This window comes from Gottfriedia sp. NPDC057991 (assembly GCF_042886615.1).
GTDB lineage: Bacteria > Bacillota > Bacilli > Bacillales > Bacillaceae_G > Gottfriedia.
Window position 1 is genome coordinate 134,341 of record NZ_JBHVQN010000006.1, and the last position, 17,467, is coordinate 151,807.

Genomic DNA, 17,467 nt, shown 5'->3' on the forward strand with positions numbered 1-17,467 from the left:
TTATAATTATTTGCTTAATTTCAAATAACCGTTTTTAAAAATAAATGAAATTTACACAATAATAAATATATGATTGATTCCTATTTCAAAGCACAAAAATTTAATTTACTTCCTATATTGCATACTAAAAATTTATAAAAATATCCTAAAAAAGGTGAATTCCCCCAAATATAAAATTCAACTAATTAAATATAATTATTAGAGTGATTTTCTATCTATAAAAAATAAGTGGGGCAGGGGGGAGAAATCAATTTTAAACAAAGGTTTTTTCTTTTAAATACCAACACGAATATACTCTCGAAATAATCCAACCTAATAATATACCACTAACGTTTAAGATTACATCATCGATATCCATCACTTTATTAGGGTATCCTGTTATAAAATTGATACCAAGCTGAATTATTTCAATTGACAGCGACAGAAAAAGCCCAAATAAAAAAAATTTATGAAACCGCAGAATTTTTCTTTTTAGTACTACATAGAGAACTGGTATTGGAAGCAACAAAAGAATATTACCAATTACTTGTATCCATAGATCATGTTCAATCGACTTAAGAATTGTATTAAAAGGTGAAAATTGATAATAGAGCTTACTAGTTATTTCAGGATTTTTTTTATAAAAATACGTAATTGGAAAGAAAACAACTTTTACTAAAGATAAGTAGTAAAAAAACCATAATGTAAAATGAACGAATTTTTGTTTTGTAATTGATTTACTAATCCATTTTATCTTAATGAAATATGCTATTAATCCTAGCAAAAATACAAATAAAAATTCAATAGGATCTAATGATATTGAATAGCCGAACATGTTAGTATTTCCAAGATATAGATGTTTTTCCTTCCATTTGAAGGCCTGTGTAGTTACGGTAATAAATATAATATTTACCCTTTGTCTTATTTGTAAATATTTTGTTTCCACCAGTAACTGATGGTACATTTGTTACATCTATTATCGGATCTAAGCCAAAAGCATCCATTTTAAATTGTAGTTCTATATTAGCTTGTTTTGTTTTCTTAGTATCTACCCAAATACCCTTGGTAGGATTAACTGCAACGGTAAAGCTAGGATTACTACCTACATCCAGTCTTTTGCTTTCGACTCCACCAGTCATGCTATATGTAGTAGAGTATTTACCATTTGCTGCAAAAGCTGTTCCACATATTAGTAACATTGAAGATACTGTAGAAATAGCTAAAGCTTTTTTTATTCTAATCATTTGTATATCCTCCTTAAATTTAGTAATGGGAAATTCCCTCTACTATTAAATCGGAGGAATGTAAAAGTAAATAAAGTATTCTATGTGAACAATACTTGAACTCAACATCTAGTGGAAATTCTTACAAAAAAAGGTAATGGATACCATTATCACGAAATAATATAAAACACTACATGAAAGGCTGGTCTAAAATGCTTAATATCGTTTTTCCTGGTTTAGTCTTAATTATTTTATTTGCAGTATTTGTACTATTTAATAGAATCATTAAGAAATCTAAAAGATCATAGTTTGAGAGGGAAAAGAATCTACAAATTGATTCTTTTTTTATTTGGTTCTGTTAAAGAATGTTTTTTTACTTTAAAGTAAAAAACGTTAACTCAGTTTTTTAATTACTTCTTCAACGATTTTATTCGTTATTCCGTTAAAGGGAAGACATCGAATAAAGTGATCATTTAAGTTCCCCATATGCCATTGGTCATCTAAGATTACAAACTTTTCAACGTCTTTTGTACTTAACCATTTTGATATTTCCAATTTTCTTATTTCAGGTTTCATTTTCAGATCAATTATAGGTGTAATATCAATTATTAGAGCGGGGTTTATATCACAATCTTGAAAATTTCTAATAAGTTCTCTACAAAGGTAACCATTTTTACTTTGATGGATTCGCCAAGTCGAGGTGATTACAATTCCAGCTTGCGTCTTTCCGGTAATCTTTTTCAAATTTTCCATTGCCTTTTGATCAAACTTAATATAATTAATTTGCTTTAAATTATTTATTCTAATTTGACGATCAGTATCTAAAACTCCGTCAATATCTAAAAAAATAATCTTCATACCGTTCACCTTCCTAACTCAAAATATATAAATATTTGATAATTAATTCCTATCAAGAGTTAGTTTTATTTAACTAAATAAATAAATAGGTCATTTAATATAAGAATTAATTTAGATGAACCAATTTGACGGAAATCACAAAATTTTCATACAAATTTATACCATATTTACAGTATCTATACAGTTCCTAAATACTCTTCCTTTATATTGAAAGTAAGAAAATATTCAGGTAGGGAGTGTTATTCATGGGGAAAAAGAAAACGATTATCAGTGCTGCTTTAACAATTGCAACTGCAACAACATTTGGATTTAATCATTTTGTGGATGCTAAAGAATCCGATAATGGGCACAAACAAGGAAAGGCAAAAAATGTGATTGTTTTTGTTGGAGATGGTATGGGGGCTGCACACCGTGAAGCGATCCGACTTGCTACTGTTGGACAAACTGGTAAACTAGCAATGGATGATATGCCTTATGCTGGATTGGTACATACTAGCTCAACAACTGCTATAACAGATTCGGCAGCTGCGGCTACTGCTATGGCGTCAGGGGTAAAAACGTATAATGGAGCAATTGGTGTTGATGCAAATAAGAAGTCAGTAAAAACAGTCATGGAAATGGCGAAAGAAGCTGGGAAATCGACTGGCTTAGTTACAACTAGCCAGATTACGGATGCAACTCCAGCAGCATTCGGCGCGCATGTGACAGATCGTTCAAAACAAAGTGATATTGCTAAGCAGTATCTTGAAAACAGCAAAGTCGATGTACTATTAGGTGGAGGAGAGGACTTCTGGTATCCTGCAGGAAATGCTGGAAGCTACGAAGACCATCCAGCAAAGGACTCTTCTGAACAAAGTAAAGGAACACAAGGAAATCTTGTTGAAGAAGCGAAAAAGCTTGGCTACAATTACGTAACGAATGCAAATGAGCTTCAAAAAGCGAAAAACGGTAAGTTGTTAGGTCTTTTTGCAAATGAAGAAATGTTCGAACAAAGAGAAGAGGGAAAAGGCGATCTATATGATCCAGTAGTTTCTCTTCCTGACATGACAAAAAAAGCAATCGATACGCTATCGGATAATAAAAAAGGTTTCTTCTTAATGGTTGAAGAAGAAGGCACGGACGAAATGTCTCATGAGAACAATGCTGAAAAAATGATCAAGGCTGGTCAAGAATTAGATAAATCAGTTTCTGTAGCTAAGGAATACACAAAGAAACACCCTGACACTCTTGTTCTAGTAGTAGCAGACCATGAATGTGGCGGCTTATCAATTGAAGATGTGGACTCAAAAGATGAGTCAGGCGATGGGATTTCTAAAGAAGACGGTCCATTTAACGTGGCAAACAGTAGCAATCAATTCATGATTGACTGGACAACAAGTGGCCACGGTGGTGTATCTGTTCCTTTAACGGCAATGGGTGCAGGAGCAGAACTATTATCGGGAACATATGAAAACACTTATATCTATGAGGCTATTAAACAAGCAATGGGCTTGGAAAAATAATTTTTATGAAAAAACATTCCATTAATATGTAATATTGAATTTACAATAATTAAAGAATTACGAGTATTTACCTAAGACGACGTATGTTGTTTAACAATGTAGTTTTAAGGCGTATCAACACTTTGGTTGATACGCCTATTTTTTATAGATTTTTCTTTATTTTATCACTACATTTTTCATAATTATTGAGACTTTATCGCTACATTCAAACTTTTTATTACTACTTTTATCACCGTATAGTAACTCATTAATAGTTACTTATTAATTATTGACCTTTCATTATTACACAATCTAAAATAGAACGTATATTCTATTCACCATCATCTACTTTCGTTATCAAGGAGGTTTCAATTGGAGAAGTATTTTTCAGTTAAAGAAGTAACAGCCCTTCTGGGCTACAAGAATGATGAAACTATTAAAAGAAAGATAAAGGATGGGATGTTTCCAGGTGCAATTCAAAAAAGTCGTAAAGAGGGATGGAAGATTCCAGCAAGTGATTTGGCAATGTTATCTAGTCCTTCCCTAACAAAAATTCAGGATAAAAATAAAGGTCCATCTCTCGATTACAAGCAAACATATATAGTCAAATTAGCATATCAAGTGGCAACGCTTACATCCCCTACCGAAGATGTGCAAAAGTTGCTCAGTTCTTTATCTTTGGAGCGCGCACTTGAAATTTGTCTCATTATTAGGCAACAAAATAGATACATTGATGACCCTTATAAGTTTATCAAAGCAGCTAAAACAAAGAATTGGATGCCTGACCCAATTACGTTAGAAAAGAAAAAGAGATTAGTAGATACCGTACAACGAGAAGTTAAATTAGATGAAAAACAACAAGAGAAACTACCTTTGTACAATTGGTTGGAAAAGAAATAAAGGTGGATAGATTAAATGGAAAGTTTATATCATCATAAGAAATGCCCCGAAGGGGTAAAAGCAAAAAAATTTAAATTAATTGTAATGGACAGGTATCATAAGCCATTTCTGCCACTCACAGTTTTTTATAAAGAATCATTAGGAAGAATAACTGAAAGTAGCGCAGAATCTTATTTGAAAACACTCTATACCTTTTTCACCTGGATACATACTAACAGTAATTATCAAGGAAGAACTGTAAAGTGGGATGATGAACCATACATAGTACGGGATGCTATAGAGGATTTTTTGATGAATGAAGCCCATTGTAAGATTACTACAAGTGATAGCAAAACATATTACAATGTACAGTTAACAAATAAAAGTCCCAATACTATCAACCGAATGTTAAGCGCTTTAAAGTCATTTTACAAAACTATGATTCATGTAAAGCTATACCAATATCCTAACCCGTTAATTGATGCTCACGCCATTTTAGAAGAACATTTGACACCAAAGACTGGAGTTAGGGAAGGAAAACCAAGAATGCCTAAAGAAGCAGGTACAGAAGAACCTTTACATAAAAGAGCTAGAAGACTGACAGACTCATTTTTTAAGGTAATTAATGGTGAATGGAAACCCCAGATTATTGATGACCCTCTCCTCCCTTTTATGATTTATAAGGCTGGAAAGGACAGTAAATGGAAACTTAGAGATGAAATTATTACTACAATGTTATTCCAGACTGGAGCAAGAGCAACAGAAGTTATAGAGCTTACATTTGGTGACTATCGTGCTAGAAGTGACAAAGGAGAGTTTGCCACCTTTAATAAGGGAAGTCATGGTAAAAGAACAAAATTTTTAAAGGTGGATAATGACACGCTAAAGTTATTAGACCGTTATATACATCACGAGAGAAAGAAAGTCGATAAAAGCAAATTAAAAATGAATGATATCCCTGATAAAACTCCTATTTTTCTTAATCAATATGGAAATGCCTACACATATGATGCATTTCACAAAAACTGGTCAAGTATCATGAAAAAATCAGAAATAAAAATCAACATTCATAAAACCCGTCATTGGTTTGTGACCCGTAGTATTCGGATGATTCGCGAAGAATACAAGGATAAAACTGAACAGGATAAGGCAATTGAAAGATTACGAATCTATATGAATTGGAGTCCAAATGCAGACACAATGAAAATCTATGAGCACCACGTTGATGAAAAAGATTATGTGGCAGAGCAGCATGATAGATTGCTAGAAAATATGAAAAAGGAACAGGAGGAATATAATAAACAACTAAAACCTCGTAAGAGGGCTAAACAACCTTCGGTTGAACCTATTAACAAAATCATTCAATTACCTGAAAAACAACATGAATTGATGGATATTATAAATAACTTGAATAGTTAACCAATAAATGAACCGAGGAATGATGGAAAGTGATTATGATTGATGAATTGGGACATAAAGAATGGTATCAAGAATTAAAGGGCGATGTTGATGAGGTTATCCTCACTTATCAGGATAAAAGAGGCTACTTGTGGGATAGGGTTAATCCTGTACATATTCGTTATTTCAAAAACAATAGTTGTGATTTTATTTTTACAAACCACTTAGCACTTGGGTTAATGCTAATGTCCAATACAACATTAGACTCAAAGTCTATTTACTTAAGTTTGACAACTATAAATGTTAATCTTAAGAAACTCTGCTATGAACTCAAATTAGCAAGTGTTAATGATTTTGAAGTAGATGTGCACTTTTCTGAATATTTGCGAGGGGAAATTTTACCCTCGCAGTCAGATTACACAAAGTCGTATTTTTTTGTTAAATATAAGGATTTAGCAAAAAAAGTATATAAGTGGTTTGAAACCAAGTTAGATAAGGAAAAAAAAGAAATATTTTCTCCCTACTTATTCCGAATGACACATCTAGATGTTAGGGATTTTAAAATTATGAAATCAGCTAGAGAATCAGGGGAAAATAAACGGAAGGCTGAAACAGACGCAATTTCTAATGACTTTTTAAAAATCCGTGCCGAAGGTGGATTCCGATTGAATCAGGTTAGGCATTTGAGGCAGAAATACCTTGAGGTTATAGAATTCGTTAAGGCTAATAATTCACATCTCCCTTTTAACTTTTCATACATTGAAAACGAAGTACGTGGAGATTTATCTAAACAACTCCTTAGTTTTCGTTTATGGGATAAACCCTCTTTCGTACTTTTTCATAGTGATAAATTCTCTGCATCTACAATTAAAAATGCGAAGGCACGAAGAAGTACTTTTTCAGAGGAAAGAAACGAATACTTTGTCGAGTTTTTAAAAGCAGAAATATTAGATGATGAAACAGGTGAACCAATAGAAGAATCAGAAGGTTTTTGGTTTGCTCCAATATTGGAACATCAACTTATTGGAGTTTGGTATGAAGCTCTTTCAATCGAAGAACAAATTAGTGAGAAACGAAAAGTTTTAGAGAAGTATGGATACACAAAACAAAATTCAGAAAAAAATAGTTGTCCATTCAAATCTAATCACAAAGGTCTTATTGCACAAGGACGGTTCATTACTAAATCACAAAAGTATGCCAATGGTATTTTAATGAATGTTGAGATTTTATACATTACGACTCTCTTTGGTGCGACTATGCTAGATGTATTTACAACTTCTGGCGCAAGAATAGGTGAAGTGGCTCAAATCCATCTGGGAAATGGTTGCTTAAGTCAAGGAAGTATTATCGACAAGGAAACAAAAGTAGTAAAAACATCGTATATGTTTAGAGCTATTCCGAAAGGAAGAGATGAATCCGAGGTTTTTTATATCGTTAAAGACACTTTTGATTTAATAAAGGAAATTACACTTTACCTTTTGAATGTACACTATAAAGATTCGATTCCAAGCGTGAAATTTAGGTATCAAAACAAGACGGGAAAATCGAGAAAAGACCAACTCTATCTTTTTCAGTTACATGGTAAACATTTTGATGATTGTGCTTTTTCAAGTATTTTAAATTTTATCTGTTTTGGATTGATTTATGAGACTCAAGACTTTAAATTGGTTAAATTGAAACCGCATTTACTGAGACATGGTTTTGCGACACATGCAGTACAGGCAGAGAAACTTTCAAAAGATGTCGTAGCAGTTATACTTCATCAACGGGATTTAGACGTTACGGGATATTACTCTCAACCTACACAAAGCCAAGTAGCAAATGACGTTGCTGAATTTCACACATCCATGAATACTCAAGTTGATATGATGAAAGAAGTTCTAAGGCTTCCAGAAGAACTACAAGACCTTTTCGAACGCCAAAAGGAGATAAGTGGACCTTTTAGCAAAACTGTTGGGGGCACTTGTGTTACAAACAAGATTTGCCCTACGAAGCTTGCATGTGTAGGTTGCAGTACAAAAATACCAGAACCAGAACAAAAACATGAATTACTTGATTATCTAGAATGGGCAGAAAAGTCGAAGGAATTTTATGAGAAAAAAGGTTTTAATTTTGATGTGATGAAGATGAAAAAAACAATTCATGATGTAAAAGTTGAATTGAAAGAAATAGCTTTAATCGAGGAATATAGGAGAGATAAGGAGCATGAGCCAAGAATTATCATTAGAACCCCATAAAAGTGGTTTAGAGCGTGAATACGAGAAACGTAAAATAAATACATTAGAACTTGGTAAAAAAGCAATAGATTCCATAATTGCCGAAGGTAAAGAAGTTACCCTGCACAATATATCTAAAAAGACAAAAGAACTTGATGAACATGGGATTCATTTCAATACTATTAGAAACCATGAAGAACTTTATGCGTACTATAAAGAAATGAGTATGAGTTATAAGAAAAAGCAAAAAGAACTCGAAAAACATATTCCCTTTCGAGAAAAAGAAAATCTTACTTTTCACGAGTTAAATCCTGATAGAAATTTAAGGTATGTATACAGGCAATATATGCGTCTAACAAAAGCTGAATTAGCAACCCGTTTAATTGAAGCTGAGCAGTATATCGCAAAAGAAAACCAAGAGTATTTGAAACACTTATTTGAAACGTATGATGGATAAATAATGAGTTATAATAGGCTCTGTTAAAACAGATTGTTGTTTTTCTTATGCAACTAAATGGCAGTTTAGTTGAATAAGAAATATACAAATGGGTAAATTTTATTTGAACAAAAAAGAATCATTTTTTCAAATTATTATATTAACTTAAAGGACGAGAACTGGTGAAAGAACTGTTTATGAAAGAAGATTTTTGGTGGATACTACTTATTTTTTTCTTTTGTTATTTGGGAATTCATTATGGCTTATTTATTCTAAAAAGGGATATATTTTTAAATGATAAAAAATACGAAGGATTAAGAGTGATGTTTTCTCCACTCCCTCCGTTATTATCTCTTTGGATATTAAGAGTAATATTAATTGTAGGGAGTCTATTTATTTTAACTGCTGTACTTTATAAAATAATACTTGATTATTCCAGTTAATGTAACAACGCAATGCAATAGTTGAACAACCTTTAAGCTGCTTCGGTAGCTTTTTTTTATTCAACAAAATGGCAGATTAGTTGAATAAGGATGAAGAAAAAATAGGATATTTCACCTTTGAAAATTGAGGTGAATTTTTGTTAAAATGAATGGGAAGTTTAGTGGGAATTTAATTAAAAAATGCCCTTTTGTAGTGAGAAATTATTGTAAAGGAGTTTGTAGATGTTAAATTACATATGGTTAAATGACAAATCTCCAATACTAAATCAACTTCCAAACGGATTTAAATCAGCAGCAATATTACTGCATCCTTTTACCCAAATGCCTTCGGATTGGATTGAAGAAAATAGTAAAAACGCTGAAAAAGATGAAAAAGTATATCCAAGTGATGAAGAGGTATTAAAACTTGGTAAACAAGTTAGTTGGATGAGTATAATGCAAGAATGTGATTTAACCAATTTTAGTGAACTAGCGATTGCATTACAAACATCAATTAGTGCATTAAAGGAACAATATTCAAGAGAAGATTTAGCCGAGAAATTAAATTCAAATTTAAGACAAGACCGTTTTTATCCGGATGAGGATGATGTTTCACTATTTTTAATTAAAGACATAAAAAAAGTTTTAGAATCTAAAGGAGCTAAATATTTTAGCTATTCTAATCCGATATTGGACGAAAGTGGTACTTTAGAGATTGAAAAACTTATGTCTTTAGATAACGGTAAATTATCTTTAAAAGAGGTAATAATATCAGATGAAAATATGGATTTTGCATTTATGAGTGTGTTTGATTCTTTTATTACGGTATTTATGGCTCGTGATGGAAAAATTGATGATATTGTTAAAAAGATGGGCTGGGAAGTTATAGTATGTGACGACAAAACATATATCGATTGGTACTGGTCAAATATCTATTAGAGTTGTGTTGGCAACTCTTTTTTTATTAGATGTTATGCAACTAACTGATGCGATACTTCCATAATGAAGTAGCTTTTATTCTTTACGTCTTTATGATTTGTACATTATAGGGAAAGGCATATTTATAATTATGAAAAAAATAAAATCAATTCTTGTTTGGATAAAAAATTTTATAAAGGCATTTATTGATTCAATTCCATGGAATTTCTAAATAGTTCTTTTAAAGAAAAGTGTTTATAAACCTTATTGAACTAACGCAATGCTTTAGTTGAACAACATTATCGGCTGTATAGTCGATTTTTTTGTGAAACTAAATGGCAGTTTAGTTGTATAAGAAATGTTATAATAATTCAGATATATCTATTTATTTGAAGTTAGAAAGGATTACTAACATGTGGAAAAATTTAATTATTAAAGTCTCAGAAGAACCGTTGTTTAATGAACCAGCGACTCAGGTACAGTTAGAAGAAATCAATGAAAAGTTTAATCTGGAAATTACAAATGAATTAGCAAATCTTTTAAAAGAAACAAATGGATTTGATAGTGGAGGCGTTAGATTTTGGTCTTCGAATGAAATAATCGAAGAAAATGTTGAGCGAAGAACACTGGAAGTGTATAAAGATTGTTACATGTCTTTCGATAGTTTATTATTTTTCGCGGACGCTGGAAATGGTGATTTTTTTGGATTTTCAATCATTAACGGTCACATACAAAAAGATGATATCTATGTATGGAATCATGAAGACGATAGTCGAACATGGATTGCACCATCATTAGAAGAGTTTTTTATTTGGTGGAGTGAAGGTTCAATTAGTATTTAATTTTTTGTTAATAGAAAGACCTGGGAAAGGAATAGTTGCATTGAAGAAAATTATTGTTAGTGTATTACTTTTAATTATACTAGTAGTTGCATACTTTGTTTTAATAAAACAAAAACCGCCAATTGAAACGGGTAGAATCGTTCCGAGTGATAATGGAAAGGGAATAGCTATTGAAATTGGTAATATAGGTTTAAGTGATATTCATCTAAAGAAAATATTGATAAATAATGAAGAAGTTCCTAAAGGAACAAAGGTTCGAGTTGGAAGTGGATTTCAAGAGTATGATAGCTCCGAGGTATTTAATTTTGAGAAACAAAATACAAAAGTTCAATCATTGGTATTAAAACCAAATACATCACCAAAAAATTTGATTAAGAAGCAAAATCAAGGTACTGCTTCAACAAAAGATAAAGTATACGAGCTAAGCATATTACATAGTAAAAAAATAAATAGAATTACTATTAAATATCGTTATCTAGGTATTCCTTTTGAGCGAGTAATTAGATTAGCAATGTATTAGTTGAACAACCTAAAGCTGCTTCGGTAGCTTTTTTCTTATTAAAGTAAATGGCAGATTAGTTGAATTAGAAAATGTTATAATTTTTTTATTAAAAATTTAAGAAATGTAGGAATAAAAATGATGAATATAAATAAAATTAGGCGACTAATATTTGTGGGTACACTGACAATAACGCTTAGTGGCTGTGTTTCAACAGAAGATGTTCAAAAACCAATAAATAATTATTTAAAAACAAATTATGGCTTGTCTGACAAATTTACAGTGATAGATACAGATGATAATTGGTTTGAAGGAATAGACCATCAAACACACATTGAAATTAAAGAACCTTATCGTTCGTTTGCGTATTTACAACTAGAACGTGATTCATTAAAAATTTTAGAAGATGAAAGTGATGACATCTTTTTAGAACTATTCAAAGGTGCGTATATAGAGCAACATCCTGAAGTTATAAAGGAAATGAAACATCTGGTTAAACACTATGGCTTTACAAAAGTTCCTAATAAAGTAGTAATAGGTTCAGGTTCAACAACATTTCCATATCCATACGAAAACATTGAACTAAATCTAGTTTATTGGGACGAAATGGTCGATGAGTTTAAAAAGACAAAAACAATAAACACAAATGAATTAATACCAACCTTACAACCAACGGACCCAAGAAACACTAATTCAAGATATATGGGAGTAGTGAATTTTTTGTTTGAATATGATTTAAATAAAAATGGGAATAAAGTTTCTAAAGTGCCTAAAGCAAAAGACATAGCAAAAGAATTTCAAAAGAGTGGAGTATTAACAGAAGGGATATATAACATCGAAATTTTAGTTGTAGATTATGGTGAAGAGTTTTCATCGAAAGATGAATTAGATACATATGCATTGTTTAAAGTAGACAAAAATAAAGACTATACAATAATTGCTACACCAAAATATGATGACTTAGATAAAGCAGATTATTACGGTGATTATTTGAAAAAAACACAAGGTAATTAGTATACTTATTGAACTAACGCATGCGTTAGTTCAACAACTTTTAAGCTACTTCGGTAGCTTTTTTCAATCAAGTAAAAGGCAGTTTAGTTCTGAGAGTCCGTTTGAGTAAAAAATCAAAAGGAACTTCGTTCAAACGCGAAGTTCCTAATAAAATGTTGTCGTGATAAAAAAATAAAACATGTCGTGATAAAAGGAGTGGTTTCGCCCACTTCTTTTTTACTTTCTAATAATTGTTAAACATCATGTATTTCCCTTGAGTTTAAGCCTTAATCCGTAACTTTCATTTCTTTCTATAAAATTATCTAATGGGATGTTTTTTTATTGTGCGCCCGGCAAGTTTAACAACAAAAAGGAGATTATCATTATTTGCTAAATGAAAGAGATAAATCCAAGAAGGGTAATTACATATACAAATAGAATTAATGTTTTAAGGGAAATACGGAAGAAATTATTATGCTAAAGATACTTTAATTACATTGATACGATAAAATAATTAAGAAGGTAGTGCTATGTTGAGAAAATTGGTTATAGTACTTTTTTTAATCTGTTTTGTTTTAATTGCTTGTATACAGATTAATATAAAAAAACAGAGTACATTTAAATTATTTAATTTCAATTCGCTAACAGAATCAGAAATTCCAAAAATTGATCACATTGTAATAGTAATTGAGGAGAATCATGCGAAACAGCAAATTATGGGGAATCATTCTGCACCTTATATTAATTCGCTAATGACCAAAGGAGCCAATTTAATTAACTATCATGCAATAGAACATCCTAGCCAACCGAATTATTTGGACTTGTTCTCTGGATCAAACCAAGGTGTCACTGACGATGCTTTACCGAAAACAAAATTCTCAACAGATAATTTAGCAAGTGAGCTTAATGAAAAAAAACTAACATTTGTCGGTTATTCTGAAGATTTGCCTTCAATTGGTTTTAATGGAGAATACAACAAAGAGTATGCACGCAAACACAATCCCTGGACTAATTTTACAAATATCTCAAAAAAAGCAAATCAACCAATAGAAAAATTCCCAACAAATTTTAGTAAACTGCCAACTGTTTCGTTTATAATCCCTAATCTCCAAAATGACATGCACGATGGAACAATTAAACAAGGAGACCAGTGGTTAAAAAAACAAATCGGTGCTTATGTCAAATGGGCAAAAACGAATAATAGTTTGTTAATTGTAACGTGGGATGAAGATGACTTTTCACATAATAACAAAATTCCTACCGTTTTTGTCGGTCCCATGGTAAAAAAAGGACAATTTAACGAAAATTTAAACCATTTAAATCTTTTACATACAATAGAGGATATTTACGGATTAAAACATGCAGGGACAAATAAATCTGTTAAAACTATTAAAAATATATGGAAATAATTAGTGGCTTATTAAAAGATTAGGTAGACAACAAAGATGAGTCTAGCAATGAGATTTCTAAAGAAGGCTTTCTATTTGGAAAACAGTAGCAATCAATTTAGGATAGACTAGACAACAAGTGGTGATTTTAAGAAACATTCCATTTTTTATGGAATGTTTTTTTGTGCTAAAAATTGAGTGGATAAATTAATTGTAAAAAAGTTGACAAAATTTTTAAAAAGGGATTTGTAAAAAAATGTAGAATTTTATATTCATAATCAGAGAGGAGGTGTTTTCATGTACTTAGAAGAAATACGCTCAAGAGCAAGGGATACATTGAGAGGGAATTGGAAAAAATTTATTGGATATACGATCATAGTGCATCTATTAACTACATTAGTTGAGAATAGACTTTCTGTATACTTCCCAAATCCCATTAAAAATGAATTGACGAAATACATATCCTATGTAATTAGTTGGGATGACTACCTATCGTTTATTTATAGTCTATTTATTTCGGCAATAATTACGATTGGGAGTACACGGTTATTTACATTTGCGACAAAGGAAGATGGTCAACCTTATTCCTTACAAACAATATTTTATTATTTTACTAACTTGAACGTATATTTAAATGCATTTTTACTAAATTTCTTAACTTATTTATATTCTACGCTTTGGACATTGCTTTTGATTGTTCCTGGCATTATAAAATCATATTCATATAGAATGGCCCCATACATATTTATTGAAGAACCAAATTTGTCTCCTAATGATGCCATTACAAAGAGTAGAAGAATGATGGATGGATATAAGTGGAAATTATTTTGTTTAGACATTTCTTTTCTTGGTTGGATTATTTTATGCATTTTAACGGTAGGGATTGGGTTTTTATGGTTGTTTCCTTATATGAATGCAAGTGAGGCACATTTTTATCATGAATTAAGAAATAAAGAACTTAACTCTAATATTTGACCATCAGGTTAATAGTTTTAAAATGAAAAACGGCTGTTCTATTTTGAAACGATAGAGGATAGCCGTTTTTTAACAATCTGTTGAAGTACTGATTTTAATAAGAGAATAATCCTGAAGTAGATTCAATATAAGGGCATAAAAGGAAAGTGTAAATTTTATTGCGAATATCTATCATATGAGGTGCTGGGATCATGTCGTTAGTAAAGAGATATGGGAAATGGCTATTCAAATTCGACAATAGGAGATACGATCTAGCTGAATTCATACTGGAGCTAATTTTTTTACCTTTGCTTTTTATTGGAACCAAATTTCTTCTTAAGAATTATTCTTTTATTATTGCTTTATTTTTTGTGTTTTTAGCTATAAATCTTTATTCACTTTCAGCTGGCTTTTTAAGAAAAACTTTAAATGGCTTTAGTATCAACATACCAAAATGGATCAGTATAATTCCGACTATTTTAATCATTGCCTATATAATTTTTATAGATAAATAGAAATGCTCTAAAACAAAGTTGAAGTGGGACCAAATAACTTAGTAGGAGGAATAATCATTAAAAAAAGCGCTGAAATATAGCCTTATAAAATTAGTATTAAATACATATTAGTAACTGTAATAGTACTTCATCTTGTAATTTTTTTATTTCATTCTTTGCAACCTGAAGACTTTATTATTTCTATTGTATTATTTTGGGCAATCATTCAGCATAACAGAGTAGTAGATAAGCTAAATAAATCTAAAATTTAAAGTTAATAGAAAGCATATATGAACTTTTCAAAAAAGGAAGTGATCTATTGATAGAAAATGGTATGGAATGTGAACCAAATGTATCGAAAAAGAAAATCTTTATATCTCTTTTATTTATTCCAGGTTTTTATCTGATGGTTTTATTTACAACCGGATTAATCGTATTTGTTGGTAGCGGATTAATCTTTATCATTCATTTTTTTGTAGGTAAATTTTTAGGTGAATTAGGATTTTTATATTTTGGTTTAATTTTACTCGATGCTTTACCTTTTTTTGGAATGATATTTGGAGTAGTGAGTTGTTTTATTGCAATTATTTCTATGTTTTTTAAAAATAAACAATTTGAGCCGGCTATATTAATTAATCCTCATGATCATCCAAAACTTCGTGATTTGATTTCTGAACTTTCAGAAAAAATGAACTCACAAATGCCAGACTCGATCATTTTGCATGTAAAATCAAATTTTTTTGTGTCTGAAGGTAAAATTAATGTCTTTAATGGCATTGCAAAAGGTAGAATAATATCGATCAGTTATCCGTTACTTCACGTATTATCGGTTAATGAATTACGTGCCATTCTTGCCCATGAACTTTCTCATTTTACAGGTAGAGACTTAGTTTTCAATAGGTTCGTTTCACCTGTCTATATAGGGGCAAATAAGTATTTAGAATATATTTCATCCTTATTTAATCACAATGGTCGTCGTCGTCCAATATTTATATCGATTCCAATGATTTTACCAAAATTGCTTATGAAGCATTATCTTAGAATTTTTCACAAATTTAATATGAAAATTTCTAGAGAAATGGAGTACAGAGCCGATTATATTGCATCAAAAATGTGTGGAAATGAAAATTATAAAGAGGCTTTGTCTAAGTTAATAAGTCATGGTAATGTCTTTAATAAATTAATTGATGAACAAATGACTGAGAAAATTGTTCATGGTTTTCAATTTGAAAATTACTTTAGCTATTACCGTGACCATATTGAAAGTTATAAGAAGCAAATTGAGGAATCATTAGATAAAGCTTTAAGTGATAATGAAACAGAATACGCTACACATCCAACATTGAAAAATAGAATAGTAAATTTACCGAATGTTGATACAAAAAATGATGACAATGAAAAAGCTTTAGAGTTAATAAATTCGTTTGATTATTTAGAAGTAAATATGACAAAACACTATAATTATTATTTAAATAACAATGCTATTCATTTCTGATGATTCAAAGGTTTATATTTAAACTGGTAAAAAATAAAACTAGGAGCTAAAAAATAGCTCCTTTTTTCTTTTATAGTAAAATGATAAGGAAGGATTAATATTCTTTTAAATTGAATAGTTTAATGATTAACAAAAATGAGAAGTTCCCTTTAACAATTTCAATACAATTAAATGTTTGCTAGTATATAAGGTATAGATAATTTGGGTCTTTTAGGTAAAATGCAAATGTTAGAGAACAGGAGGAAGCATCATGACAAAAATAGCAATTATTTCAGATATTCACGGAAATAAAACTGCATTAGAAGCAGTTTTAAAAGACATTCGTTCTAGACAAATTGAGAGGATTTTTTGCTTGGGTGATTTAATTGGTAAGGGGCCTCAAGGCTCAGGGTGTATAGAGCTCGTTCAAAAAAATTGCGAAAAAGTGGTCCGTGGCAATTGGGATGTATTTATTCAGTCACCTGCAGAAAATGATTTTATTCAATGGTTTAGAGATCGATTAACAGAAAAAGACTATCAATTTCTATCTTCATTACCATTTCATATTGACCTTGAATTAAATGGACAATTAATCAGATTTTTTCACGCTTCACCAAGGAGTGAATTTGAGAGAATTTTACCATTTCATCCAATTGAAAAACGGTTAAGTATGTTTGAAAATAGTGAGATAACAAATTCAAACAAAAACGAAAAAACTCCTGATATCATCTTTTATGGAGATATACATACTACCTTTTTGGAAACTTTCAAAAACGGAATTCTATGCAATGTAGGAAGTGTTGGAAATTCCCTTGATCTAACTTCAGCTTCATATGCGATTCTTGATGGTTCTTATTCAACTAATTCGATCCAATTTGTAAGGGTAGAATATGATAAAGAAGCTGAACTAATGATTGCCGAAGATTTAAAATTGCCGGATCTAGATAAATATCATGATGAAATAATGTTCGCTAAGTATAGAAATTCATAATTTAAAATTAAAAACAGTGGGA

Annotated in this window: 17 protein-coding genes; 14 read left to right on the top strand and 3 right to left on the bottom strand. The window is 30.7% G+C overall.

Annotation, left to right across the window (positions count from 1 at the left end):
• Window positions 1-253 precede the first annotated feature (253 nt).
• The 3 genes from ACFVR2_RS19505 to ACFVR2_RS19515 all read right to left on the bottom strand — a co-directional run bounded on the left by ACFVR2_RS19505 (window position 254) and on the right by ACFVR2_RS19515 (window position 2,060).
• Window positions 254-814 (bottom strand): VanZ family protein, encoded by a 561-nt coding sequence (locus ACFVR2_RS19505; protein WP_387365477.1) that lies wholly within the window; start codon window positions 812-814, stop codon window positions 254-256.
• Between the two features lies 1 nt (window position 815).
• Complete coding sequence (locus ACFVR2_RS19510) at window positions 816-1,223, bottom strand: hypothetical protein (protein WP_387365480.1); 408 nt, start codon at window positions 1,221-1,223, stop codon at window positions 816-818.
• Window positions 1,224-1,595: 372 nt separating this feature from the next.
• Window positions 1,596-2,060, bottom strand: a complete 465-nt coding sequence (locus ACFVR2_RS19515) for an HAD domain-containing protein (protein ID WP_387365483.1) — start codon at window positions 2,058-2,060, stop codon at window positions 1,596-1,598.
• A gap of 245 nt (window positions 2,061-2,305) precedes the next feature.
• Here ACFVR2_RS19515 and ACFVR2_RS19520 point away from each other — a divergent pair, with 245 nt between their 5' ends.
• The 14 genes from ACFVR2_RS19520 to ACFVR2_RS19585 all read left to right on the top strand — a co-directional run bounded on the left by ACFVR2_RS19520 (window position 2,306) and on the right by ACFVR2_RS19585 (window position 17,445).
• Entirely contained in the window at window positions 2,306-3,562 is a 1,257-nt protein-coding gene (locus tag ACFVR2_RS19520; protein WP_387365486.1) for an alkaline phosphatase, read from the top strand.
• A gap of 351 nt (window positions 3,563-3,913) precedes the next feature.
• Complete coding sequence (locus ACFVR2_RS19525) at window positions 3,914-4,441, top strand: hypothetical protein (RefSeq protein WP_387365488.1); 528 nt, start codon at window positions 3,914-3,916, stop codon at window positions 4,439-4,441.
• A gap of 15 nt (window positions 4,442-4,456) precedes the next feature.
• Window positions 4,457-5,839 (top strand): tyrosine-type recombinase/integrase, encoded by a 1,383-nt coding sequence (locus ACFVR2_RS19530; RefSeq protein ID WP_387365491.1) that lies wholly within the window; start codon window positions 4,457-4,459, stop codon window positions 5,837-5,839.
• Between the two features lie 35 nt (window positions 5,840-5,874).
• Entirely contained in the window at window positions 5,875-8,055 is a 2,181-nt protein-coding gene (locus ACFVR2_RS19535; protein ID WP_387365494.1) for a site-specific integrase, read from the top strand.
• Entirely contained in the window at window positions 8,024-8,491 is a 468-nt protein-coding gene (locus ACFVR2_RS19540) for a hypothetical protein (protein ID WP_387365497.1), read from the top strand. The genes ACFVR2_RS19535 and ACFVR2_RS19540 overlap by 32 nt, the downstream gene beginning before the upstream one ends.
• Window positions 8,492-8,652: 161 nt before the next feature.
• The gene (locus ACFVR2_RS19545) at window positions 8,653-8,913 is read left to right on the top strand and encodes a hypothetical protein (protein ID WP_387365500.1); all 261 of its coding nucleotides are present in this window, start codon (window positions 8,653-8,655) and stop codon (window positions 8,911-8,913) included.
• A 222-nt stretch (window positions 8,914-9,135) separates the two neighbouring features.
• Window positions 9,136-9,831, top strand: coding sequence for a DUF2711 family protein (locus ACFVR2_RS19550; protein WP_387365503.1), 696 nt, complete (start codon window positions 9,136-9,138; stop codon window positions 9,829-9,831).
• A 392-nt stretch (window positions 9,832-10,223) separates the two neighbouring features.
• Window positions 10,224-10,652: an SMI1/KNR4 family protein gene (locus tag ACFVR2_RS19555; protein ID WP_387365506.1), complete on the top strand. Its 429-nt coding sequence runs from the start codon at window positions 10,224-10,226 to the stop codon at window positions 10,650-10,652.
• A 40-nt stretch (window positions 10,653-10,692) separates the two neighbouring features.
• Window positions 10,693-11,172: a hypothetical protein gene (locus ACFVR2_RS19560; RefSeq protein WP_387365509.1), complete on the top strand. Its 480-nt coding sequence runs from the start codon at window positions 10,693-10,695 to the stop codon at window positions 11,170-11,172.
• Between the two features lie 117 nt (window positions 11,173-11,289).
• Window positions 11,290-12,165 carry a hypothetical protein gene (locus ACFVR2_RS19565; RefSeq protein WP_387365512.1) on the top strand — a complete coding sequence of 292 codons (876 nt, stop codon included), beginning with the start codon at window positions 11,290-11,292 and terminating at the stop codon, window positions 12,163-12,165.
• 509 nt (window positions 12,166-12,674) lie between these two features.
• Window positions 12,675-13,553 (top strand): alkaline phosphatase family protein, encoded by an 879-nt coding sequence (locus ACFVR2_RS19570; protein ID WP_387365515.1) that lies wholly within the window; start codon window positions 12,675-12,677, stop codon window positions 13,551-13,553.
• Between the two features lie 276 nt (window positions 13,554-13,829).
• A complete protein-coding gene (locus tag ACFVR2_RS19575) occupies window positions 13,830-14,507 on the top strand; it encodes a DUF975 family protein (RefSeq protein WP_387365518.1) in 678 nt (225 codons plus the stop codon).
• Between the two features lie 792 nt (window positions 14,508-15,299).
• Complete coding sequence (locus tag ACFVR2_RS19580; protein ID WP_387365521.1) at window positions 15,300-16,475, top strand: M48 family metallopeptidase; 1,176 nt, start codon at window positions 15,300-15,302, stop codon at window positions 16,473-16,475.
• A gap of 250 nt (window positions 16,476-16,725) precedes the next feature.
• On the top strand, window positions 16,726-17,445 hold the full coding sequence (locus tag ACFVR2_RS19585; protein WP_387365524.1) for a metallophosphoesterase family protein: 720 nt from the start codon (window positions 16,726-16,728) through the stop codon (window positions 17,443-17,445).
• The last annotated feature ends 22 nt before the right edge of the window (window positions 17,446-17,467 follow it).